This is a genomic window from Pseudomonas sp. FEN (genome assembly GCF_904067045.1).
Classification (GTDB): Bacteria; Pseudomonadota; Gammaproteobacteria; order Pseudomonadales; family Pseudomonadaceae; genus Aquipseudomonas.
Genome location: NZ_CAJFDC010000010.1, coordinates 254,839 through 275,000 on the forward strand (window position 1 = coordinate 254,839; position 20,162 = coordinate 275,000).

The 20,162-nt window shown below is 62.9% G+C and carries 21 protein-coding genes (1 of these 21 running past the window's edge); 12 read left to right on the plus strand and 9 right to left on the minus strand.

The features are described from left to right. The first annotated feature begins 54 nt into the window (after positions 1-54). The 6 genes from PFEN_RS09850 (at position 55) to nudC (ending at position 5,550) form a co-directional block, all read left to right on the plus strand. The gene (locus PFEN_RS09850) at positions 55-306 is read left to right on the plus strand and encodes a hypothetical protein (RefSeq protein WP_191486652.1); all 252 of its coding nucleotides are present in this window, start codon (positions 55-57) and stop codon (positions 304-306) included. A 116-nt stretch (positions 307-422) separates the two neighbouring features. Continuing rightward, positions 423-1,403, plus strand: a complete 981-nt coding sequence (gene gnd, locus PFEN_RS09855; protein ID WP_191486653.1) for a phosphogluconate dehydrogenase (NAD(+)-dependent, decarboxylating) — start codon at positions 423-425, stop codon at positions 1,401-1,403. After that, entirely contained in the window at positions 1,400-2,923 is a 1,524-nt protein-coding gene (zwf, locus tag PFEN_RS09860) for a glucose-6-phosphate dehydrogenase (protein ID WP_191486654.1), read from the plus strand. The genes gnd and zwf overlap by 4 nt, the downstream gene beginning before the upstream one ends. Continuing rightward, positions 2,920-3,744 carry an HAD family hydrolase gene (locus tag PFEN_RS09865; protein WP_191486655.1) on the plus strand — a complete coding sequence of 275 codons (825 nt, stop codon included), beginning with the start codon at positions 2,920-2,922 and terminating at the stop codon, positions 3,742-3,744. The genes zwf and PFEN_RS09865 overlap by 4 nt, the downstream gene beginning before the upstream one ends. 146 nt (positions 3,745-3,890) lie before the next feature. Next, the gene (locus PFEN_RS09870) at positions 3,891-4,703 is read left to right on the plus strand and encodes a crotonase/enoyl-CoA hydratase family protein (RefSeq protein WP_191486656.1); all 813 of its coding nucleotides are present in this window, start codon (positions 3,891-3,893) and stop codon (positions 4,701-4,703) included. A 16-nt stretch (positions 4,704-4,719) separates the two neighbouring features. Further along, positions 4,720-5,550: an NAD(+) diphosphatase gene (gene nudC / locus PFEN_RS09875; protein ID WP_191486657.1), complete on the plus strand. Its 831-nt coding sequence runs from the start codon at positions 4,720-4,722 to the stop codon at positions 5,548-5,550. Positions 5,551-5,701: 151 nt separating this feature from the next. Here nudC and PFEN_RS09880 read toward each other — a convergent pair whose 3' ends face one another. Both PFEN_RS09880 and PFEN_RS09885 read right to left on the minus strand, forming a co-directional pair. Continuing rightward, complete coding sequence (locus PFEN_RS09880; RefSeq protein WP_191486658.1) at positions 5,702-6,478, minus strand: TSUP family transporter; 777 nt, start codon at positions 6,476-6,478, stop codon at positions 5,702-5,704. Positions 6,479-6,720: 242 nt separating this feature from the next. Further along, positions 6,721-7,962 carry an acyl-CoA dehydrogenase family protein gene (locus PFEN_RS09885; protein ID WP_191486659.1) on the minus strand — a complete coding sequence of 414 codons (1,242 nt, stop codon included), beginning with the start codon at positions 7,960-7,962 and terminating at the stop codon, positions 6,721-6,723. 390 nt (positions 7,963-8,352) lie between these two features. Between PFEN_RS09885 and sfnG the strand changes: the two genes are divergently transcribed. Both sfnG and PFEN_RS09895 read left to right on the plus strand, forming a co-directional pair. After that, complete coding sequence (sfnG, locus tag PFEN_RS09890; protein ID WP_191486660.1) at positions 8,353-9,453, plus strand: dimethylsulfone monooxygenase SfnG; 1,101 nt, start codon at positions 8,353-8,355, stop codon at positions 9,451-9,453. A 248-nt stretch (positions 9,454-9,701) separates the two neighbouring features. Continuing rightward, positions 9,702-10,448 carry a sulfite exporter TauE/SafE family protein gene (locus PFEN_RS09895; RefSeq protein ID WP_191486661.1) on the plus strand — a complete coding sequence of 249 codons (747 nt, stop codon included), beginning with the start codon at positions 9,702-9,704 and terminating at the stop codon, positions 10,446-10,448. Positions 10,449-10,475: 27 nt separating this feature from the next. Here the strand turns inward: PFEN_RS09895 and soxR are convergent, their stop codons facing one another. After that, positions 10,476-10,937 carry a redox-sensitive transcriptional activator SoxR gene (gene soxR / locus PFEN_RS09900; RefSeq protein ID WP_191486662.1) on the minus strand — a complete coding sequence of 154 codons (462 nt, stop codon included), beginning with the start codon at positions 10,935-10,937 and terminating at the stop codon, positions 10,476-10,478. A 94-nt stretch (positions 10,938-11,031) separates the two neighbouring features. On the opposite strand from soxR, the gene PFEN_RS09905 reads away from it, so the two are divergent. Beyond that, a complete protein-coding gene (locus PFEN_RS09905; RefSeq protein WP_191486992.1) occupies positions 11,032-11,397 on the plus strand; it encodes an antibiotic biosynthesis monooxygenase in 366 nt (121 codons plus the stop codon). On the opposite strand, the gene PFEN_RS09910 is transcribed toward PFEN_RS09905, so the two are convergent. From PFEN_RS09910 to msuE, 4 genes are all read right to left on the minus strand, one after another. Next, positions 11,394-12,494, minus strand: coding sequence for a sigma-54 interaction domain-containing protein (locus PFEN_RS09910; protein ID WP_191486663.1), 1,101 nt, complete (start codon positions 12,492-12,494; stop codon positions 11,394-11,396). The genes PFEN_RS09905 and PFEN_RS09910 overlap by 4 nt on opposite strands. 8 nt (positions 12,495-12,502) lie before the next feature. Then, complete coding sequence (locus PFEN_RS09915) at positions 12,503-13,690, minus strand: acyl-CoA dehydrogenase family protein (protein ID WP_191486664.1); 1,188 nt, start codon at positions 13,688-13,690, stop codon at positions 12,503-12,505. An 84-nt stretch (positions 13,691-13,774) separates the two neighbouring features. Then, entirely contained in the window at positions 13,775-14,920 is a 1,146-nt protein-coding gene (gene ssuD / locus PFEN_RS09920; protein ID WP_191486665.1) for an FMNH2-dependent alkanesulfonate monooxygenase, read from the minus strand. A 9-nt stretch (positions 14,921-14,929) separates the two neighbouring features. Beyond that, positions 14,930-15,493 carry an FMN reductase gene (gene msuE / locus PFEN_RS09925; protein ID WP_191486666.1) on the minus strand — a complete coding sequence of 188 codons (564 nt, stop codon included), beginning with the start codon at positions 15,491-15,493 and terminating at the stop codon, positions 14,930-14,932. Positions 15,494-15,894: 401 nt separating this feature from the next. Here msuE and PFEN_RS09930 point away from each other — a divergent pair, with 401 nt between their 5' ends. The 3 genes from PFEN_RS09930 (at position 15,895) to PFEN_RS09940 (ending at position 19,440) form a co-directional block, all read left to right on the plus strand. Beyond that, positions 15,895-16,164, plus strand: a complete 270-nt coding sequence (locus PFEN_RS09930; protein ID WP_191486667.1) for a hypothetical protein — start codon at positions 15,895-15,897, stop codon at positions 16,162-16,164. Positions 16,165-16,394: 230 nt separating this feature from the next. After that, entirely contained in the window at positions 16,395-17,564 is a 1,170-nt protein-coding gene (locus PFEN_RS09935) for an aminotransferase class V-fold PLP-dependent enzyme (RefSeq protein WP_191486668.1), read from the plus strand. Between the two features lie 67 nt (positions 17,565-17,631). Then, a complete protein-coding gene (locus PFEN_RS09940; RefSeq protein WP_191486669.1) occupies positions 17,632-19,440 on the plus strand; it encodes an aminopeptidase P family protein in 1,809 nt (602 codons plus the stop codon). Positions 19,441-19,645: 205 nt separating this feature from the next. On the opposite strand, the gene PFEN_RS09945 is transcribed toward PFEN_RS09940, so the two are convergent. Beyond that, a complete protein-coding gene (locus PFEN_RS09945; RefSeq protein WP_191486670.1) occupies positions 19,646-19,969 on the minus strand; it encodes a hypothetical protein in 324 nt (107 codons plus the stop codon). A gap of 167 nt (positions 19,970-20,136) precedes the next feature. Continuing rightward, on the minus strand, positions 20,137-20,162 hold the final stretch of the coding sequence (rhtA, locus tag PFEN_RS09950; protein ID WP_191486671.1) for a threonine/homoserine exporter RhtA. 862 nt of this gene lie beyond the right edge of the window; the window shows 26 of its 888 coding nt (coding positions 863-888); its start codon lies beyond the right edge, outside the window; the stop codon is at positions 20,137-20,139.

Consider the following 20,162-nt stretch of genomic DNA (forward strand, 5'->3'; position numbering starts at 1 on the left):
TGTGAGCGGCCTTGCCCTCCTGTCCTGGGCGACGAATGGCCGGCGATTGCGCCCGTGCCGTGTTTGCTGTTTGTCCGCCCCCCCTCAACGGTGGCGCAGTCGCTGGTCCAGGCCGTGCTGGACCAGCACTGGCCCGACCTCAAGGTCCAGGGCCAACGAGGCAACCCTCTGGCTCGGCGAGCGGGAGTCTGGTGCGACCTATCGATATACCCGGTTGGCCCGCCTATCCACCGTGGCCGGATTCTCGACAAGGCGGTGGCCCAGGCGCTGTTTTTCAACACCACGGAGCCGGATTCGGCCACTTGAAAAGCCATCGATCGGTGTCTGCAACCCCCCTCTCGACCAAGATCAAGACAGACATCCGTCCGCCGCTGGGCTAAGGTGTGACAGTGTTTTTTTTATCGCTATCGGGAGCACCCTGCATGCAACTGGGAATCATCGGACTGGGCCGCATGGGCGGCAATATCGCGCGGCGCCTGATGCTTGATGGCCATCAGACAGTGGTGTACGACCGCAATGCCGACTTCGTCAGCGCCCTGGGCAAAGAGGGCGCCAGTGGCGTTGCCGACCTGCCGGCGCTGGTGGCCGGCCTGGACTCACCCCGGGCGATCTGGGTCATGCTGCCGGCTGGCGGGCCGACCGAGGACACCATCGCCGAACTGGGCGAACTGCTGGAGGCCGGCGATGTGATCATCGACGGCGGCAACACCTTCTACAAGGACGATATCCGTCGCGGCCAGACGCTGGCGCAAAAGGGTATCCACTACATCGATGTCGGTACTTCCGGTGGCGTCTGGGGGCTGGAGCGCGGCTACTGCATGATGATCGGCGGCGATGCCGAGGTGGTCGAACGCCTTGATCCGCTGTTCGCCAGCCTGGCCCCCGGGATCGGCACGATTCCCCGGACCCGCGACCGGGTCAGCGCCGATGATCGCGCCGAACGCGGCTATATCCATGCTGGCCCACCGGGCGCCGGGCACTTCGTCAAGATGATTCACAACGGCATCGAGTACGGCATGATGCAAGCCTTCGCCGAAGGCTTCGATATCCTCAAGACCAAGAACTCGCCGAGCCTGCCCGAGGACCAGCGTTTCGACCTCAACCTGGCGGATATCGCCGAAGTCTGGCGGCGCGGCAGCGTGGTCTCGTCCTGGCTGCTGGACCTGACCGCCGACGCCTTGGCCTGCGATCCGAAACTCGACGGTTACAGCGGCGCGGTGGCCGACAGTGGCGAAGGACGCTGGACCATCGAGGCGGCCATGGAGCAGGCGGTGCCGGTGCCGGTGCTGTCCAACTCGTTGTTCGCGCGTTTCCGCTCCCGCCAGCAAAGCACCTATGGCGACAAGTTGCTGTCGGCGATGCGCTTCGGCTTCGGCGGCCACGTGGAGACACCGAAAAAATGAATGCCTCCCGCACCAAGCGCAAGGCCGAGCCCGCGCCGCCGACCACGCTGTTTCTGTTCGGTGCCCATGGCGATCTGGTCAAGCGCCTGCTGATGCCGGCGCTGTACAACCTGACTCGCGATGGTCTGCTGGGCGATGGCTTGCGTATCGTCGGCGTCGATCACAACGCCATCAGCGACGCCGACTTCGCCAAGAAACTGGAGGACTTCAGCCGTGCCGAAGTCGCGGCGAAAAGTGGCAAAGAGCCCGAAGACGCCTTGGATGCCGCGCTCTGGAAGCGCTTGGCCAAACACATCAGCTATGTGCAGGGCGACTTCCTCGACGACGCGACCTATGTTGCCCTGGACGAGAAGATCATCGCCAGCGGTACCGGTAATGCGGTGTTTTACCTGGCCACCGCGCCGCGTTTCTTCAGCGAAGTGGCGCGGCGGCTGGGCGAGGCCGGTTTGCTCGAGGAGAGCTCCGGGGCGTTTCGCCGGGTAGTGATCGAGAAGCCCTTCGGTTCCGACCTGGCCACCGCCGAAGCCTTGAACGCGCGTTTGCTCAAGGTGATGAGCGAGAAGCAGATCTATCGCATCGACCATTACCTGGGCAAGGAAACCGTGCAGAACATCCTGGTCAGCCGCTTCTCCAACGGCCTGTTCGAATCGTTCTGGAACAACCATTACATCGACCATGTGCAGATCACCGCCGCCGAAACCGTCGGCGTCGAAACCCGTGGCAGTTTCTACGAACACACCGGCGCCCTGCGGGACATGGTGCCCAATCACCTGTTCCAGTTGCTGGCGATGGTCGCGATGGAGCCGCCGGCGGCGTTCGGCGCCGATGCGGTCCGTGGCGAGAAGGCCAAGGTGGTCGGCGCGATCCGTCCCTGGAGTGCCGAGGAGGCCCGGGCCAATTCGGTACGCGGTCAGTACCGCGCGGGCGAGTTGGGCGGCAAGGCCATGCCGGGTTATCGCGAAGAGAACAACGTGGCGCCGGACAGCAACACCGAAACCTATGTCGCGCTCAAGGTGATGATCGATAACTGGCGCTGGGTCGGCGTGCCGTTCTATTTGCGCACCGGCAAGCGCATGAGCGTGCGCCACACGGAAATCGCCATCTGCTTCAAGCCGGCGCCATATGCGCAGTTCCGTGACACCGAGGTCGAGCGCCTGGAGCCGACCTACCTGAAGATCCAGATCCAGCCCAACGAGGGCATGTGGTTCGACCTGCTGGCCAAGCGTCCGGGGCCGGCGCTGGACACCACCAATATCGAGCTGGGCTTCGCCTACAAGGATTTCTTCGAAATGCAGCCGTCCACTGGCTATGAAACCCTGATCTACGATTGCCTGACCGGTGACCAGACACTGTTCCAGCGCGCCGACAATATCGAGAACGGTTGGCGGGCGGTGCAGCCGTTTCTCGATGCCTGGTGCGAGGACGATCAGGTGCAGGGCTACGCGGCCGGGGACAACGGTCCGGCGGCCGCCGACGAACTGCTGGCCCGTGACGGCCGCGTCTGGCACAGCCTCGGATGAGTGGCGTGGCGCAGTACCCCATCCGCTTGTTGCTCAGCGATATGGACGGCACCTTGTTGCGTCCCGATCACAGCCTCAGCCCGCGCACGGTCGAGGCCGTGCGGGCATTGCGCGCGGCGGGGGTGTTCTTCAGTCTTGCCACTGGGCGTCCGCCACGGGCCATGCGCGAGCAGATCGCGGCGTTGGGGGTCGACGTTCCCACGGCGGCCTTCAATGGTGGCACCCTGGTTCACCCTGATGGCCGTTACCTGGTGACCCACTACATCCCCCGTGAAGCGGCGCTCGTCACCCTGGAGCTGTTGTCGCGGCATGAAGAGGTCGAGGTCTGGGTCTTTGCCGACGATCATTGGTTGCTGCGCGACCCGCACGGCACCATGGTGCCTCGGGAACAGCATGCACTGGGCTATGCGCCGACGGTGGTGGAGGACTTCACGCCGTACCTGGAGCGTATCGACAAGATCGTCGGCGCCAGTGGCAACGGGCAATTGCTGATTGATCTGGAGGCGGTGTTGCAACCGTTGGTGGCGGACCAGGCGCTGGCCAGTCGCTCGCAGCGTTCCTACCTGGATATCACCGCGATGCAGGCCAACAAGGGCGAGGCGCTGCTGACCCTGGCGAAATACCTCGGCGTGCCACTGGCGCAGACGGCGGCCATCGGCGATGGCGGCAATGACCCGGCGATGTTCCACCGGGCCGGGTTGGCGATTGCCATGGGCCAGGCGGAGGAGGTGATCAGGCGTCAGGCGGACGTGGTCACCGGTAGCAACGGCGAGGACGGCGCGGCGCAGGCCATCGAGCAATTCATCCTGGCCAGGCGATAGATCTCCTGTGGATGGCCGCCGAAGGCGGCCATCCACCGCACTCTTGCGATGCATTGTCCGGCTTTTGGCACATCCGCTTCCTATAGCCCGAGGTGGGTCCTTGCTATAGTGGCGAATCTCTTTTCGCCCCGCCAAGGATGCCTCTCATGTCCGAATACCAAGCCTTCCACGTCGAACTGGTAGACAACATCGCCCATGTGCGGATCAACCGCCCGGAAAAGATCAACGCGATGAACGCGGCCTTCTGGAGCGAAATCAGCGAGATCTTCCAGTGGATCGACGACACCGACGCGGTGCGCGTGGTCGTCCTCAGCGGTGCCGGCAAACACTTTTCTTCCGGTATCGACCTGATGCTGCTGGCCTCGGTGGCCAACGAACTGGGCAAGGATGTCGGTCGCAACGCCCGCCTGCTGCGCCGCAAGATCCTGCAACTGCAAGCCTCCTTCAATGCCGTCGACAACTGCCGCAAGCCGGTCCTGGCGGCGATCCAGGGTTATTGCCTAGGCGGTGCGGTCGATCTGATCGCCGCCTGCGACATGCGCTACTGCGCCGAAGACGTGCAGTTTTCCATCAAGGAAGTGGATATCGGCATGGCCGCCGATGTCGGCACCTTGCAACGTTTGCCGCGTATCATCGGCGACGGCATGTTGCGGGAGCTGGCCTACACCGGTCGGTCGTTCGGTGCCGAGGAAGCGACCCGGATCGGCCTGGTCAATCGCGTCTACCCCGATCATGCCGCCTTGCTCGACGGGGTGATGGGGATCGCCCGGGAAATTGCTGGCAAGTCGCCAATTGCCGTTAGCGGAACCAAGGCGATGATCAGCTACATGCGCGACCATCGGATCGATGACGGCTTGGAATACGTTGCCACCTGGAACGCCGCCATGTTGCAATCCACTGACTTGCGCGTCGCCATCGCCGCGCACATGAGCAAGCAGAAAGCCGAATTCCCTGATTGACGCCTAGGACTCCCCGATGACTCAACGCTGGACAACCGCTGTACTGGATATCGAGCAGGCCGGTGGCTGGGCCGTGGTGCATAGCCCCGCCGGCTTTCTCCTGGACGACAACGGGGTGCTGTTTCCCCGCGAGTGGATCAAGCGCCAGGACCTGTCGCTGTTGGCCGAGCACGGCATCGGGCACCTGGACGGCGAGCCGGTCTACCTGCTGGAGCTGAAGTCCGGCTTCGAGCTACCGGGCGGCCGCTGGCAGGGCCTGCGGACATTCATGCTCGAAGGCGATCACACGATCTATCGCCTGCTCGGTTATGCCGCGCAGATTGCTACCTGGGCGCGTGAGCACCGTTTCTGCGGTAGTTGCGGCCAGGCCATGACCCAGGTGCATCTGGAGCGGGCGATGTTCTGCCAGGCCTGCGACCTGCGCAGCTACCCGCGGATCTCGCCGAGCATGATCGTGCTGGTGACCCGGGGCGACGAGGTGTTGCTGGCCCGTTCACCGCGTTTCGTGCCCGGGGTCTACAGCACCCTGGCCGGTTTCGCCGAGCCGGGTGAATCGGCCGAAGAGTGCCTGATCCGGGAGGTGCGCGAGGAAGTGCAGGTCGAAGTCAGGAATATCCAGTACATAGGCAGCCAGTGCTGGCCGTTCCCGCACTCGATGATGCTGGGCTTCCACGCCGAGTACGCCGGCGGCGAGATCGTCCCGCAGGCGGATGAGATCGAGGATGCGCAATGGTTCAGCATCCACGATATGCCGCCGTTGCCAGCTTCGCGCTCGATCGCCCGCTACCTGATCGATCTGTACCTGGCCAGGCGCCTGGGCTACGCGGAACCGCTGCTGCCGGTCTAGGCCTTGTGGGAACCGGCTTATCGGCGATGAGGCCCTTGAGCCTGGCGCTGTCCATCCGGACGCCATCGCCGACAAGCCGGCTCTCGCAGGTTGCGGCCTCAGCAAAAAATATCGCCGTACGCGGAATTTTGCGGGAGCTGGCTCCTTCAGGTTATGGCGTGAACCAGTGTTGCCAGGCCAAGCGCACGGTCAGCCCGAGGACTACGGTGATGAACACCGGGCGGATGAACTTCGCCCCACCGCTGATGGCGGTGCGGGCGCCGAAGAAGGCGCCGATCATCACCGATACGCCCATGCACAGGCCGATCACCCAGTCCACCTGGCCGGAACACACGAACACTGACAGCGCGGCGATATTGCTGACGAAGTTCAGACTGCGGGCCACGCCGCTGGCCTTGACCAGGTCGATGGGATAGAGCAGCAGGCTACTGACGGTCCAGAAGGCACCGGTGCCAGGGCCGGCCACGCCGTCGTAGAAACCCAGGGCCAGGCCCTGGGGCAACTGCCATTTCTTCTTGATCGGCGCGTTACTGTCCAGCGGCGCCTTGGGTGTGCCGCCGAACAGCAGGTACAGGCCGCAGGCGAAGACGATCAGCGGAAGCATCTTGTTCAGCCATTCGGCCGGCAGGAAGTGCGCGGTCACGGCGCCGATCAGCGCACCGACGAAGGTGCCGAGAATCGCCAGCTTCCATTGCCCCGGTTGAAACAGCTTGCGCCGATAGAAGGTGAAACCGGCGGTGGCCGAGCCGAAGGTCGAACTGAGCTTGTTGGTGCCCAGTACCAGGTGTGGCGGCAGTCCGGCGGTGAGCAGGGCCGGGGTGGTGAGCAACCCGCCGCCGCCGGCGATGGCGTCGATGAAACCGGCGATAAAGGCAACAACGGCGAGAATGGCGAGGGTAGTCAGGTCTACGCTGAGATCGAAAGGCATGGCGGTCGGCTTAGGTCGGCAGATGGCGCGGCAGGGCCGCGCTCAAGGGCCGCCATCTTACCCATTGGCGAATGTTGCCGCGACCTTATCCAACGGCTGAGACCACGGCGTCTGTCCTGACGCCTTCGCGGGCCAACTCCGCTCCTACAAGTTTCTTGTGTACGCAAAAGTGGGCGCGACTCGGACATTGTGGGAGCGGAGTTGGCCCGCGAATACGCTGGACCAGACACCACACCCCTGGGCTATGACTGTGATTGTGGCCCATTGCCGATCTGCCACACAAACGGCGGCTCGCTGCCATTGATGAGCCAATCGCCGACAATCCGCGCCTTGTAGATCAGCGGATTATGTGACGACACCGTTCGCGCATTGCGCCAATGCCGGTCCAGCGCCTTGCCCTGGCGCACATCCGAAGCGCCGAGGGCATTGAACAATTCGCTGGTGGCCCGCTGGATCAGTTCGGATACCACCACCTGAGCCGTGGCCGATTCGATTTCCGCATCGACGTTGGCTTGCCGCTCAACCTCGGCGTCAGCGCCAAACCGGGCAAGATAAGCCCGTTGCGCCGGGTGTGCGGCCCGCACCGCACTGGCTTCGGCGGCATACACCAAGGCGGCGACTTCGCCCACCACCTGCTGCACCTGGGCATCTTCGCTGGAACGCCGCGCATTGCCATGGCTATAGATCCGCTGACGTTCGCGGACCAACCGCGCCACGTCCTTGAGGGCTGAGCGGCCGATACCGGCCAGGGTGGCCAGCAACACCAACTGATAGAACGCGGTCTGGTATTTGAAACGCGTGGCAAAGTCGATGACATGCCCGGCTTCCACCACGGCGTCGACAAACCGCGAGGTACCGCTGCCCGTGGTGCGTTGGCCGAAACCGTCCCAGTCATCGCTGTGCTCGATCCCCGGCTGGCGGCTGCGCACGGCGGCAATCACATCGCCGCCGGTGTCACTGCGGCGGGCGTAGACGTCGATCCAATCGGAGAAAATGCTTCCGGTGCTGTAGAACTTCTCACCGTTGAGGCGCCACTGTTCGCCGTCCGGCGTGACCTTGGTCACGACATCGCCAATCGCCACGTTACCGATTTCGGTCCAGGCGCAGCCGACGATATCGCCCGCGACGAAGCGCTTGAACCACAGGTCGCGACTCGGCCCGGGCTCGGCATTCAGACGGTCCTCGGCAAAGGCGAAATGTCCGCGCAGAGCCTGGGGGACGTTGGAGTCGGCCTCGGCCAGTTCGATCAGCAACTGGAACAGCTGGGGCAGCGAGGCGCCGCCACCGCCATATTCCACTGGCACTCGCACGGCGCCGAAACCGGCCTGCTTGAGCCACTGGAGCGGCTCGTGGGGCAGGTCGCGGGACTGCTCGCGTTCTACCGCGCCGGCGGCGATGCGAGCAAAGATCGGCCGAAAACGTTCGGCCAGGGATTCGTAGTCGACGCCAAGGGACAGAGGGTTGATCACCTGGTGTTCGGTCATGGCACAGCTCCTTGAGGGCAGGTAGAGAAAAGTACGCTTGCCAGGGGTGTTTGCATGCTCCATGCCGAGGACGCCAGATGCGGTGGCGCGGGCGTTTGCCGGGTCCAGGCGATGGACAACTGTTGCCTGGCGAACAGTGCTTCAGCAAATCGTCCCGCCAGACCACACCTCTCCCAGCACGCACCGGCCCTTGTCGGAGCCAGCTTGCTGGCGATGAGGCTGGTGAGCGCTACATGGTCCGAGCGGTCGCTATCGCCAGCAAGCTGGCTCCGACAAGGGATGTGATCCAGGCTCGACTCATCGCTGTGACGGCAATCCGGCTCGACTCCCGCGCACTGGCACATTTGCTGCTCTGCCCCTTGGACACTCTCCACTCCGAGGTCAGATACCATGAGTCAGCAAGCCGTAAAATTCGCCTATTGGGTACCCAACGTCAGCGGCGGCCTGGTGGTCAGCAAGATTGAACAGCGCACCCGCTGGGACATCGACTACAACCGCAGGCTGGCACAGTTGGCGGAGGAGGCCGGATTCGAGTATGGCCTGACCCAGATCCGCTTCACCGCCGGCTACGGTGCCGAGTACCAGCATGAGTCGGTCGCGTTCAGCCATGCCTTGCTGGCCGCCACCAGCAAACTGAAGATCATCGCCGCGATCCTGCCGGGCCCCTGGCAACCGGCGCTGGCGGCCAAGCAACTGGCGACCATCGATCAACTGACTGGAGGGCGGATCGCGGTCAATATTGTCAGCGGCTGGTTTCGTGGCGAGTTCCACGCCATCGGTGAGCACTGGCTGGAACACGACGAGCGCTATCGCCGTTCCGAAGAGTTCATCCGCGCGCTGAAAGGTATCTGGACCGAAGATCAGTTCACCTTCAAGGGCGACTTCTACCGCTTCAACGACTACAGCCTCAAGCCCAAGCCCCTGAGCCAGCCACACCCGGAGATCTTCCAGGGCGGCAGTTCCCGGGCGGCGCGGGATATGGCGGCGCGGGTCTCGGATTGGTATTTCACCAATGGCAACAGCCCTGAAGGGATCAAGGCCCAGGTCGATGATATCCGCGCCAAGGCGGCCGCCAACGGTCATGCGGTAAAGGTCGGGGTCAACGCCTTTGTCATCGCCCGTGACACCGAGGAGGAGGCCCGCGCGGTGCTCGCCGAAATCATCGACAAGGCCGACCCGGAGGCCGTCGGTGCATTTGGCGATGCGGCGAAACAGGCGGGCAGGTCATCGCCGGAAGGCGAGGGCAACTGGGCCAAGTCCAGCTTCGAGGACCTGGTGCAATACAACGACGGCTTCAAGACCAACCTGATCGGCACGCCGCAACAGATCGCCGAGCGGATCGTCGCTTTGAAGGCGGTGGGTGTGGACCTGATATTGGCGGGGTTCCTGCACTTCCAGGAAGAGGTGGAGTACTTCGGCAAGCGGGTGTTGCCACTGGTGCGTGAACTGGAAGCGAAGAAAACCGGGCGGACGCTGGAGGCGTTGGTCTGATACGCTTTTGCAGGTCTCTCCGGGTAGCGGAGAGGTCGCTACAGTGATGAGGTCCTGGCTATCGTCGAGCGACCCTCAAAGGTTTTGGGGCCGACGATGGCCAATAAGCGGGTGTCCGTCGAGACAGAGGTCGCCGTTGTCTCTGGTACTACCACGTTCCACCCGAGCGTCGGCACCAGGGAAAGCCACTGCTATCATCGGGTCGATTCCGTATGTCCAAGTGAGTGATGATCCCGTGGCGCGGCGCAATGATTTACGGTGAATGGTTGACGGGTATCGGCTTGGTCTTGCTCGGATTGGTCACCGGCTTTGTCGGCACCAATACCGGAGGCAGTGTATTCCTGACGGTGCCGGTAATGATCTGGCTGGGCATACCGCCACAGTCGTCTATTGCCACTGCCCGCCTGGCTTCGCTGGGCACCATGGTTGCGGGCCTGAGACAGTTTCATAATCAGGGCAAGGTCGACTATATCGTCGCCATACCCGCGGCGGTCCTGGGACTGCTGGGCGCTCTTGCCGGGGCGAGTCTGCTGTTGCAAATCGATGCGTTGTTGCTGCACCGGGTGATTGGTGTGCTGACGTTGCTGCTGGTCGCGCTCTCCCTGGTCAAGAAGCCTCGCACCTCCGACAAGGCACCCTCAAGGATCAGCAGGTTTTTCGGCTACATTCTTTTCATTCCCATTGGCATGATCGGCGGCTTGTTTGGTGGACAAGCGAAACTTTCGACGTATCTGTATATCCTCTTTTTCAAGAAAAGCATCAGCGAGTCGGTGGGGACTCGAAAGGTCGGAGGGCTTGTACTGTCCGTGGGGTCGCTGATGATTTTTGGTCTGAGTGGCATCATCAATTGGCAGTATGGAGCTTGCCTGATTATCGGCACCTTGCTGGGCGCCAATGCCGGCGCGAAGTTCGCCTTGAAAAAAGGCGACGACTGGATGGAAGCGGTATTCAACGTGGTTGTGGTCGTACTGGCATTGAGGATGCTTTTTTACTGATCAACTTCAGCTGCCAGGCGCTCGGATTCACTGCGGTTCCAGCAAGCGCGCCCCGCTCCCATCGACACCCAGCACATCGCCATAGTTGCGCAACGGGCAGTTCTCCATCGACAGGCAGCCACAGCCGATACAGCCGTCGAGCTTGTCCCGCAGCCGGGTCAACTGGGCGATGCGCTCGTCCAGTCCAGTCCGCCAGTGTTCCGACAGCTGTTTCCAGTCCGCGGCCGTGGGCGCCCGGTCTTCGGGCAGGCTCCGCAAGGCCTGGTGAATCTCCGCCAGGGCGATGCCCAGGCGCTGGGCGACCTTGATCAGCGCTACTCGCCGCAGCACCTCGCGCGGATAGCGGCGTTGATTACCGGCGTTGCGATAGCTCCTGATCAAGCCCTTGGATTCATAGAAGTGCAGGGCGGTCACGGCTACGCCGCTGCGGGCCGCCAGTTGACCGACCGTGAGGGCCTTGTCCTTGGGCAGGGGAGGGTGCATCGCCATGGGGAGAAACCTCTTGACCTCTAGTTAACTGGAGGTTTTACCCTGCATGGGCTCGGATCACAAGATCCTGTTCGACTTCCTGGGGAGCTTTTTCATGCCGTCGACCGCGCAAAATCGCAGTTTCACTCAATTGATCCAGTACGAGATCGAGCCCGGCCAGCTCGAGGCGCTGGTGGCTGACCTGGCCCGGCAGACCGAGCGCCTGGCGCGGATCGAGGGTGGTTTTCTCAGCGGCACGGTGCAGGCCAGCGATGACGGTCGGCGCGTGCTCAATGCGTTGCAATGGCGTTCCAGGGAGGATGGCGAGGCGGCATTTGCCCGCTTCGAAAGCGGCGAAGAGGATTTCTGGGCATTGATCCGCGCCCACCGCGCCAAGGCGGTGACCTTCGGTTCGTTCCAGGTGCTGAAAAGCATCGAGCGCAGCCGGGACGACGCCTTGCAGTGTGCCCTGGTGGACTAGATCGACAGTTGCAGCATCCGCTCGCCCTGGAAGTTTTCTCCGGGGCGGCGCTTGTTCACCGCCAGTTCACCGATCTTGATCAGCCGGGTGCGGGTCACGTTGCGGCTCAGCCCCAGCAGTTTGGCGGTGTGCACCTGGTTGTAGTGACTGAAACGGTAGGCGGCGCGCAGCAGCGCGTCCTCGACCTTTTCATGCAGGGCCCCAGCCTGCTCCTCGAAGAGTTTCTGAAAGGCTCGGTCGAGTAAGGCTTCGGCCGAATCATCGAGGCTGCTGCTGTCGTCCTGGCGCTCGATCCGCAGGTTCGACAGGCGCAGGTCGTCGCGCTCGATCACGCCGTCGTGGCAGATCAGCAAGGTGTGGTGGATGACGTTTTCCAGCTCGCGGATATTGCCCGGCCAGCCATACCCCCTGAGCTTCTGCTCGGCGCCGGGGCTGATGCGGATAGCGCCGTAGCCCAGGCGCTGGCTGTAGCTCTCGATAAAGTGCCGGGTCAGCGGCAGGATATCGCCGGGGCGTTCGCGCAAGGGGCTGAGTTCCAGGCTGACGACGTTGAGGCGGTAGTACAGGTCCTCGCGAAAGTGCCCGGCGTTGATGGCTTTTTCCAACTGCACATTGGTCGCCGCCAGGACCCGTACGTTGATCGGGATACTTTTACGCGAGCCCAGGCGCACGACTTCGCGCTCCTGCAGAACCCGCAGCAGCTTGACCTGGATCGGCATCGGCAAATCGCCGATCTCGTCAAGGAACAAGGTGCCGCCGTCGGCCTCTTCGAACCAGCCGGCCTTGGCACTGAGGGCGCCGGTAAACGCGCCTTTTTCATGGCCGAACAGTTCAGCTTCCACCAGGGACTCGGAGAAGGCCCCGCAGTTCACCGCGACAAACGGGCGGTGCCGGCGGGTGCTGAGGTTATGGATATGCCGGGCCACCAGTTCCTTGCCGGTGCCGGTTTCACCAATGATCAACACGCTGGCTTCACTGGGGGCGACTTGTTGCAGGTGGGCGAGCAAGGCCTGGGACTTCGGATCCTCGAAGACTTGGGCGGTGGCCCGTATGGAGGTGGCGAGGGCCGGCGAGGGCGGTAACGTTAGTAGCTGCATAGGCTTCTCTAGGAATAGAAGGTGGGAATCGGTAGCGCCTGATTCAGGGCCCAGTCGCCAAGTTCTTGGAGCTTGTAGTCCAGCGGGTCATGCAGGGTCTGGGTGCGCAGGTTGCGCCAGTGACGGTCCAGACGCAGCGAGGCATGGGTCGAGCGCGCGCCGGTCACCTCGAACAGTTTGCTGCACAGCTCCAGGCCGTTGCGGCTGGCGGCGACCTTGGCGGTGGCGATGGCCGTGGCCAGGTGCCCGCGTTCCTCGGTGCCGAGGTTCTGGCCCTTGCTCCAGGCCCGGTCGAGCCCTTCGGCGGCGCGTTCGACCAGCAGGCGGACACCTTCCAGGGCGACCCAGAAATCGCCGTAGTGGCTGAGGATATAAGGGTCCTGGCGAATATCCCGGGTTGTGGACTTGAACCACGGCCGGGTCTCGGTAAGGGTGTATTGCCGGGCTTCTTCGAAGGCGCCTTCGGCAATGCCGAGGAACAGGTGGGCGAAGGTCAGTTGCGCAATCAGCGGCCGCAGGCAGGCGAAGGGCGTGCTCAGCGGGCCGGGGTCAAGCAGCAGTTCCGACTCTTCGACCCGCACCCGCTCGAAGCTGGCGCTGCCGCTGTCGGTCTGGCGCTGGCCCATATTGTGCCAATCGTTGTGCAGGGTGATACCGGAGCGTCCACTGGGAATCGCGGCGATCAGCAACTTGCCGCCAGCGCTTTCATCGACGGCCGAGGCGATCAGCATTTCCGAATCGCTGGCACCGGAACAGAAGCTTTTCTTGCCGGAAAACTCGCGCCAGCCGCCGAGCTTGCGTACCACCGTGCGGGTATCCAGCGGATTGAGGGCGTTACCCCAGAACCAGTTCTTGCGCGCGGTCTGTTCGAACCAGGGTTGCCATTGTTCCGGGCGCGAGAACAGACGCACGGTGGCCAGCATCAGGTGATGGAAGCCGAAGACATGGGCAATGGAGCTGTCGACCTTGGCGAACTCGCGGACCACGTTCAGCGTTTCGCTCCAGCTCGCGCCGAGGCCGCCGTACTGGGTCGGAATACTCAGGGCCAGCAGGCCGCTGTGGCGCAAGGCGTCACGCTGGGCCTTCGGCGTGCCGCCACGCTCGTCGCGCTCGACGGCGGTTTCGGCAAACTCGGCGGCCAGCAGGCGGGCGGTCTGCAAGGTATTCAACAGGGCGTTATGCGGTTGAGCCGTCACGCGATGTTCCTCGGATAGATGATCATTCCCGGCTAGGGCAGCAGAGGTCGTGTGGGCCCTCCGCTGCCACTGAGGGCGCGCAGGTCAGGCCCCGGCTTGGGCCGGCAACACGTCGTTGGCGATCATTTCGCCGAACGGTCCGGTCAGGTTGGTGGTGCCGCGTCCGGCCAGACTGGCATAAGGCTCGGGCAGCAGCGGGAACACCAGTTCGGCGAAACGGTAGGCTTCTTCCAGATGCGGGTAACCGGAGAAAATGAAGCTCTCGATACCCAGGTCCGCGTATTCCTTTATGCGCTCGGCCACCTGTTGCGGATTACCGACCAGCGCTGTACCGGCTCCGCCACGTACCAGGCCGACACCGGCCCACAGGTTCCGGGAGATTTCCAGGTTGTCACGCCGTCCATCATGCAGGGCGGCCATGCGCCGCTGGCCCTCTGAATCGAAACGCGAGAAGGATTTCTGCGCCGCGGCAATAGTCTCATCGCTGATATGTTCGATCAGTTTTTCGGCGGCTTTCCAGGCTTCCTCCGCGGTTTCCCGGACGATCACGTGCAGGCGAATACCGAAGCGCACGCTACGGCCTTTGCGGGCGGCGCGTTCACGAACGTCGGCGAGCTTCGCGGCGACGGCGGCCGGTGGTTCACCCCAGGTCAGGTAGACATCGACCTGATCGGCGGCCAAGTCGTGGGCGGCGTCGGAGGAACCACCGAAATACAGTGGCGGATAAGGTTTCTGTACTGGCGGATAAAGCGCCTTGGCGTTCTGCACGCGCAGGTGCTTGCCCTCGAAGTCCACCGCTTCGCCTTGCAGTACCCGACGCCAGATCTGGAGGAACTCGTCGGTCACTTCGTAGCGTTCGCCGTGGTCGAGAAAGCTGCCGTCGCCACGGTTCTCGTCGGGGTCGCCGCCGGTCACCACGTTGATCAGCAAGCGGCCGTTGGACAGGCGGTCGAGGGTGGCGGCCATGCGCGCCGAGACCGTCGGCGAGATGATCCCGGGACGGATTGCCACCAGATAACGCAGGCGTTCGGTCAGCGGCACCAGAGCAGAGGCGATAACCCAGGAGTCCTCGCAGGAGCGTCCGGTGGGAATCAGCACGCCGTGGTAGCCGAGGCTGTCGGCGGCCTGGGCGACTTGTTTCAGATAGTTGAGGGTGACCGGGCGGGCGCCCTGGGTCGTCCCCAGGTAATGGCCATCGCCGTGGGTCGGAAGAAACCAGAAAACATCCATGACAGCTCCTCAGGCGATTTTCAGCAGTGGCTTGGCGTGGCTGCCGAACAAGGCGCTGGCGCGTTCGGCGGCCAGACGGACACGCGCCCTCAAGGGCTCACTGGTGATCTGATAGTTGCTGAAGTCGGCTTCGGTGGCATAGACGCCAATGGGCAAGGTCAGCGCCTGGAAGAAGCTGAACAGCGGTCGCAGTTGGTGATCCAACACCAGTGCATGACGTTCGCTGCCGCCGGTGGCGGCCAGCAGGACCGGAGTATCGGTCAGGGCGTTGAGGTCCACCAGGTCGAACAGGTGCTTGAGCAGGCCGGGATAGGAACCACGATAGACTGGCGAAGCGACGATCAGCAGGTCGGCGTTTTCGATGGCCCGCAGTTCGGCCTCGACTTCGGCGTTCAATTCGGCCCGGGACAGTGCCGAGCCCAGCGGGCGGGCGATATCGGCCAACTCGATCAGGCGGCTTTCGATCGGCAGGTGTTGTGCCAGTTCGGCCAGTACGGCCTGGGTCAGCACCAGGGTGCGGGAGGGACGGTAGGTGCCTCCGGAGAGTGCCACGACATTCAGTGGACGGGACATGATCAGTTCCTTTTCAAACAGTTGCTCAGTGAGCAGGGATCGGTAACAGGGCTTGAGCAAGAGCTGTACCAAACCCCTCGAAGCCTTTGTTCATGGGGCTTTGCCGGAATCAATGAAGATCGCGGTGCTGGCTGGCGAACGGTTCTGTTGATCGGCTGTTGGTGGGTGAACAGTTGTCCGGGCAACAGTGGATAGGGCGTGAGAGCAGTTGTAAGGGGTTTTTTATATTCCGTAAAAGAACGTGTTTTGATATTTATAGTTCTTTTATGAATATATGATCTGCGCTTCCGAGAACCACCGAGGCGGTCGATAGCGACTATCGAACCAGGTGATTTCTGTCTTTCCGGAGCGGGGGGTAGCCTGTCTCCATTGCCTTACGCCAGGTCCTCGGGAATTGCGCCATGAAACATTCATCTGTGTTTTTACTGCTTTTCGGTCTTTCGCTGCTGGCTGGTTGCGCCACTCACCCGTCTCCCGAATTGCGCCCCTATAGCGCTGAAGAAAGCCGGGAGCTGGCGCTGGAGGCGCTGAACCGCCGTGGGCTGTCCTTCGATGAATATCAGCAGAAGAAGGCACAGCTGTTGGGGCAACCCCAGAAGGTTCATGGCTTTGATGAACAGGGTGAAATCAGTGCCGATCGTGGCAGTCACGGACACAGCCCTCAGAGCTGAAGAGTAAAGTGTTTTCTATCCCCGTCGGCGCGGGCCGCCTGAGCCTGCACGATTGATGCTCGCAACGTCTTCCCCGGGCCTGTAAAGTGGATTTCAGGAGCGTTCCTACGCACTTTTAATGAAAGTCATCTTTCCTTAATCGTTTTCCATCGGGTATAGCTGTCCATCCAGCTGAGTGGGTGGTCAGTGAGAGATTGATCCGCGGGACACGCTTTATGAGTCTTTTTGCCATGAATGAACTTCCTCTGTATTTCGACTATGCCGCCACCACACCGGTGGATGAGCGGGTCATCCGGGTGATGGTCGAGTGCCTCGGCTTTTCCGGTAATTTCGGTAACCCCGCATCCAGCTCCCACGCCTTTGGCCAGCGCGCCCGGCAGACGGTCGAGCAGGCCCGGGAACAGGTGGCGAACCTGGTGGGGGCGAACCCCGGGCAGATCGTCTGGACTTCCGGGGCCACCGAATCGAACAACCTGGCGCTCAAGGGGGTTGCCCAGGGGCGCGCGAGCGGCGGCGGGCATGTGATCACCAGCCAGATCGAACACAAGGCGGTGCTCGATACCGCCCGGCAACTCCAGGAAGCCGGCGTGGCGGTCACCTACCTGGTACCCAATGGCGAAGGACTGATCACCACGGCCATGGTCAGCGAAGCCCTGCGCGAGGACACCTTCCTGGTCTCGCTGATGCTGGTCAACAATGAGCTGGGCACCCTCAATGACATTGCGAGCATTGGCCAGCGGGTACGTGAGCACGGCGCGCTGTTTCATGTGGATGCGGCCCAGGGCGCGGGCAAGGTGGTCATCGACCTGGCCGGCTTGCCGGTGGACCTGATGTCGTTTTCCGCGCATAAGGTCTACGGCCCCAAGGGCATCGGTGCCTTGTACGTGGGGCCGCGCGCGCAACAGAAACTGCACGCGCAGATCCACGGCGGTGGTCATGAGGGTGGCCTGCGCTCCGGCACCCTGGCCACCCACCAGATTGCCGGCATGGGGAGTGCGTTTGCCCTGGCCGCCGCGCACCTGGACGAAGAGCTTGCCAGCATCCGTCACCTGCGCCAGCGCTTGCTCGAGCAACTGGCGGATGTCCCGGGCTTGCGCTTGAATGGCAGTCCGACAGCGCGTATCCCCCATACCCTGAGCCTGACGTTCGCCGAAGGCGAGTTCGATGCCGCGCGCCTGGGCCGCTCCCTGGCGTACTCGGCGACGTCCGCTTGCAACTCCGCGAGCCAGGCACCGTCCCATGTGCTGCTGGCGCTGGGGCATGATGCGCGCCTGGCCGCTCGCACCATTCGTCTGAGCCTGGGGCGCTTTACCTCCGAGGCGGATATCGACCGGGCGGCGGCGGCGATCAAGGCGAGCCTGAGCGCCCCGGCACCGTTCTGGGCGGTTGCCCAGCCGTGATGGCCCACCCGGCCTCGGTGTCGGATCACCATTGAACAATAAATACTAGTCGCTAGCAGGAGACACAATGAGCATGCAGACCCCGAGTCAAGGAACCGTCCCCCAGCGTCTGGCCCGCACGCGCGAGTTGATGCGCCGTGAAGGCGTGCAGGCATTGCTGGTGCCGTCGGCCGATCCGCACCTGTCGGAATACCTGCCCGCCTACTGGCAGGGCCGGCAGTGGCTGTCAGGTTTCCATGGCTCGGTCGGCACCTTGATCGTGACCGCGGAGTTTGCCGGCGTCTGGGCCGATAGCCGCTATTGGGAGCAGGCGACCAAGGAGTTGGCCGGCAGCGGCATTGAATTGATGAAGTTGTTACCGGGGCAACCCGGTCCCCTGGACTGGCTGGCCGAACAGGCACCGTCAGGTGGCGTGGTCGCGGTGGATGGCGCGGTCATGGCATTGGCCTCGGCGCGGACCCTGGGCGACAAGTTGCAGGCCCGTGGTGCTCGACTGCGCACCGACATTGACCTGCTCGATCAGGTCTGGGAAGACCGCGAGGCGCTGCCGAACCAGCCGATCTACCAGCACCTGCCGCCGCAAGCGACGGTCAGTCGTGGCGAGAAGCTCGCCCAGTTGCGTCAAGAGTTGAAATCTCGCGGTGCCGACTGGCATTTCATCGCCACGCTGGATGATATCGCCTGGCTGTTCAACCTGCGCGGGGCCGATGTGTCCTTCAACCCGGTATTTGTTTCCTTTGCCCTGGTCAGCCAGGAGCAGGCCACGCTGTTCGTGTCCCCGAGCAAGGTGAGTGCTGAGCTTGCGCAGGTGCTCAAGGCCGATGGTGTGAGCTTGCGTGATTACCGCGAAATCGGCGCGGCACTGGCCGGTATTCCGGCTGGCGCGGGGCTGCTGGTCGACCCGGCGCGGGTAACGGTCGGGTTGCTGGACAACCTGGCTCGGGATGTGAAGCTGGTCGAGGGGCTCAACCCGACGACCCTGGCCAAATCCCGCAAGAGCCTCGACGACGCGGTGCATATCCGTCAGGCCATGGAGCAGGACGGCGCGGCCTTGTGCGAATTCTTCGCCTGGCTGGAAACCGCGCTGGGCCGCGAGCGGGTCACCGAGTTGACCATCGACGAACGCCTGAGCGCAGCCCGGGCGCGGCGGCCAGGTTATGTGTCGCTGAGCTTCAATACCATTGCCGCGTTCAATGCCAATGGCGCGATGCCGCATTATCACGCCACCGAGCAGGCGCACGCGGTGATCGAGGGTGATGGCCTGTTGTTGATCGACTCCGGCGGCCAGTATCTGGGTGGAACCACCGATATCACCCGGATGGTCCCGGTGGGCACGCCGACGGCCGAGCAGAAGCGCGATTGCACGCGGGTGCTCAAGGGCGTGATTGCCTTGTCCCGGGCGCAGTTTCCCCGTGGGATTCTTTCGCCGCTGCTGGACGCCATCGCCCGGGCACCGATCTGGGCCGAGAGCGTGGACTATGGGCATGGCACGGGCCATGGCGTCGGCTACTTCCTCAACGTGCACGAAGGTCCGCAGGTGATCGCCTATCAGGCGGTCGCGGCGCCACAAACCGCCATGCAGCCGGGGATGATCACCTCCATCGAGCCGGGGACCTATCGTCCGGGGCGTTGGGGCGTGCGCATCGAGAACCTGGTATTGAACCGCGAGGCGGGCAAGAGCGAATTCGCTGAGTTTCTCAAGTTTGAAACCCTGACCCTGTGCCCGATCGATACCCGCTGCCTGGAGCCGTCGTTGCTGACGCAGGAGGAGCGCGACTGGTTCAACGCTTATCATGCCGAGGTGCGTGAACGCTTGAGTCCGTTGCTGGATGGCGCCGCGTTGGAATGGTTGAACACCCGTACCGTGGCGATCTGACGGTTGATCCGGGGCGTCACTTCGATCCTGTGAGCCGGCTTGCTGGCGATGGCGGTCGGACAGGCGATGAGGCTTGCTGGCCTCATCGCCGGCAAAACCGAAAGCACATTAGCCTGGCCAATAGTATGTGGAGAGGCTGGTGTTTGCGTGAATACGGGGGGTGGTGGACGGGGGCACCCGGTATAGCGGTTGAGCCAGGACGCAATCAATCGGCAGAGGGTGGGGGCGTTTTGGAGCTTAGCGTGGAGGGTTTGTTGCAGATGATGATCATGCTGCGGCTGGTATAGCCGGCCGGATTGAGGCCGAACGGATAGTCACCCGGGCCTTCCACGGCATCGCCGGATTTGGCAAGCACTCGATAACCCCGGTCTCCGCAGGAGTCAGCGGCTTTGGTGTAGCACTTTTCCCAGGAGGATGTCAGCCCGGAGCAGTTGATATGCACTCCGCGTTTACCGTATTTCGTTGGTTTTGAGGTCGCGGCGCAGCCGGCGACAGCAAGTACTGTCAGGACTATCAACAAGCGTTTCATTACCATCCCTATCTCTGCCCCCGGATCAACTTGTCCGGTTTGGCTTTTTTCGTGCCGGCCTGATTCTTCCTTGAGGCCCCTGTCCAAAATTTCCAAGGCTGGCATTGAGTTAGGTATAAACATGTCCTATTTGTGCGGCAAATACCAGAGCTGACACACACTCTGTTTCAATCGACGGCGATGGGCGGTGCGG

Excerpts from the sequence above, each read along its gene's own strand:
- gnd (WP_191486653.1), top strand. The coding sequence starts at position 423 with ATGCAACTGGGAATCATCGGACTGGGCCGCATGGGCGGCAATATCGCG.
- zwf (WP_191486654.1), top strand. The coding sequence starts at position 1,400 with ATGAATGCCTCCCGCACCAAGCGCAAGGCCGAGCCCGCGCCGCCGACC.
- PFEN_RS09865 (WP_191486655.1), top strand. The coding sequence starts at position 2,920 with ATGAGTGGCGTGGCGCAGTACCCCATCCGCTTGTTGCTCAGCGATATG.
- PFEN_RS09870 (WP_191486656.1), top strand. The coding sequence starts at position 3,891 with ATGTCCGAATACCAAGCCTTCCACGTCGAACTGGTAGACAACATCGCC.
- nudC (WP_191486657.1), top strand. The coding sequence starts at position 4,720 with ATGACTCAACGCTGGACAACCGCTGTACTGGATATCGAGCAGGCCGGT.
- PFEN_RS09880 (WP_191486658.1), bottom strand. The coding sequence starts at position 6,478 with ATGCCTTTCGATCTCAGCGTAGACCTGACTACCCTCGCCATTCTCGCC.
- PFEN_RS09885 (WP_191486659.1), bottom strand. The coding sequence starts at position 7,962 with ATGACCGAACACCAGGTGATCAACCCTCTGTCCCTTGGCGTCGACTAC.
- sfnG (WP_191486660.1), top strand. The coding sequence starts at position 8,353 with ATGAGTCAGCAAGCCGTAAAATTCGCCTATTGGGTACCCAACGTCAGC.
- PFEN_RS09895 (WP_191486661.1), top strand. The coding sequence starts at position 9,702 with ATGATTTACGGTGAATGGTTGACGGGTATCGGCTTGGTCTTGCTCGGA.
- soxR (WP_191486662.1), bottom strand. The coding sequence starts at position 10,937 with ATGGCGATGCACCCTCCCCTGCCCAAGGACAAGGCCCTCACGGTCGGT.
- PFEN_RS09905 (WP_191486992.1), top strand. The coding sequence starts at position 11,032 with ATGCCGTCGACCGCGCAAAATCGCAGTTTCACTCAATTGATCCAGTAC.
- PFEN_RS09910 (WP_191486663.1), bottom strand. The coding sequence starts at position 12,494 with ATGCAGCTACTAACGTTACCGCCCTCGCCGGCCCTCGCCACCTCCATA.
- ssuD (WP_191486665.1), bottom strand. The coding sequence starts at position 14,920 with ATGGATGTTTTCTGGTTTCTTCCGACCCACGGCGATGGCCATTACCTG.
- msuE (WP_191486666.1), bottom strand. The coding sequence starts at position 15,493 with ATGTCCCGTCCACTGAATGTCGTGGCACTCTCCGGAGGCACCTACCGT.
- PFEN_RS09930 (WP_191486667.1), top strand. The coding sequence starts at position 15,895 with ATGAAACATTCATCTGTGTTTTTACTGCTTTTCGGTCTTTCGCTGCTG.
- PFEN_RS09935 (WP_191486668.1), top strand. The coding sequence starts at position 16,395 with ATGAATGAACTTCCTCTGTATTTCGACTATGCCGCCACCACACCGGTG.
- PFEN_RS09940 (WP_191486669.1), top strand. The coding sequence starts at position 17,632 with ATGAGCATGCAGACCCCGAGTCAAGGAACCGTCCCCCAGCGTCTGGCC.
- PFEN_RS09945 (WP_191486670.1), bottom strand. The coding sequence starts at position 19,969 with ATGAAACGCTTGTTGATAGTCCTGACAGTACTTGCTGTCGCCGGCTGC.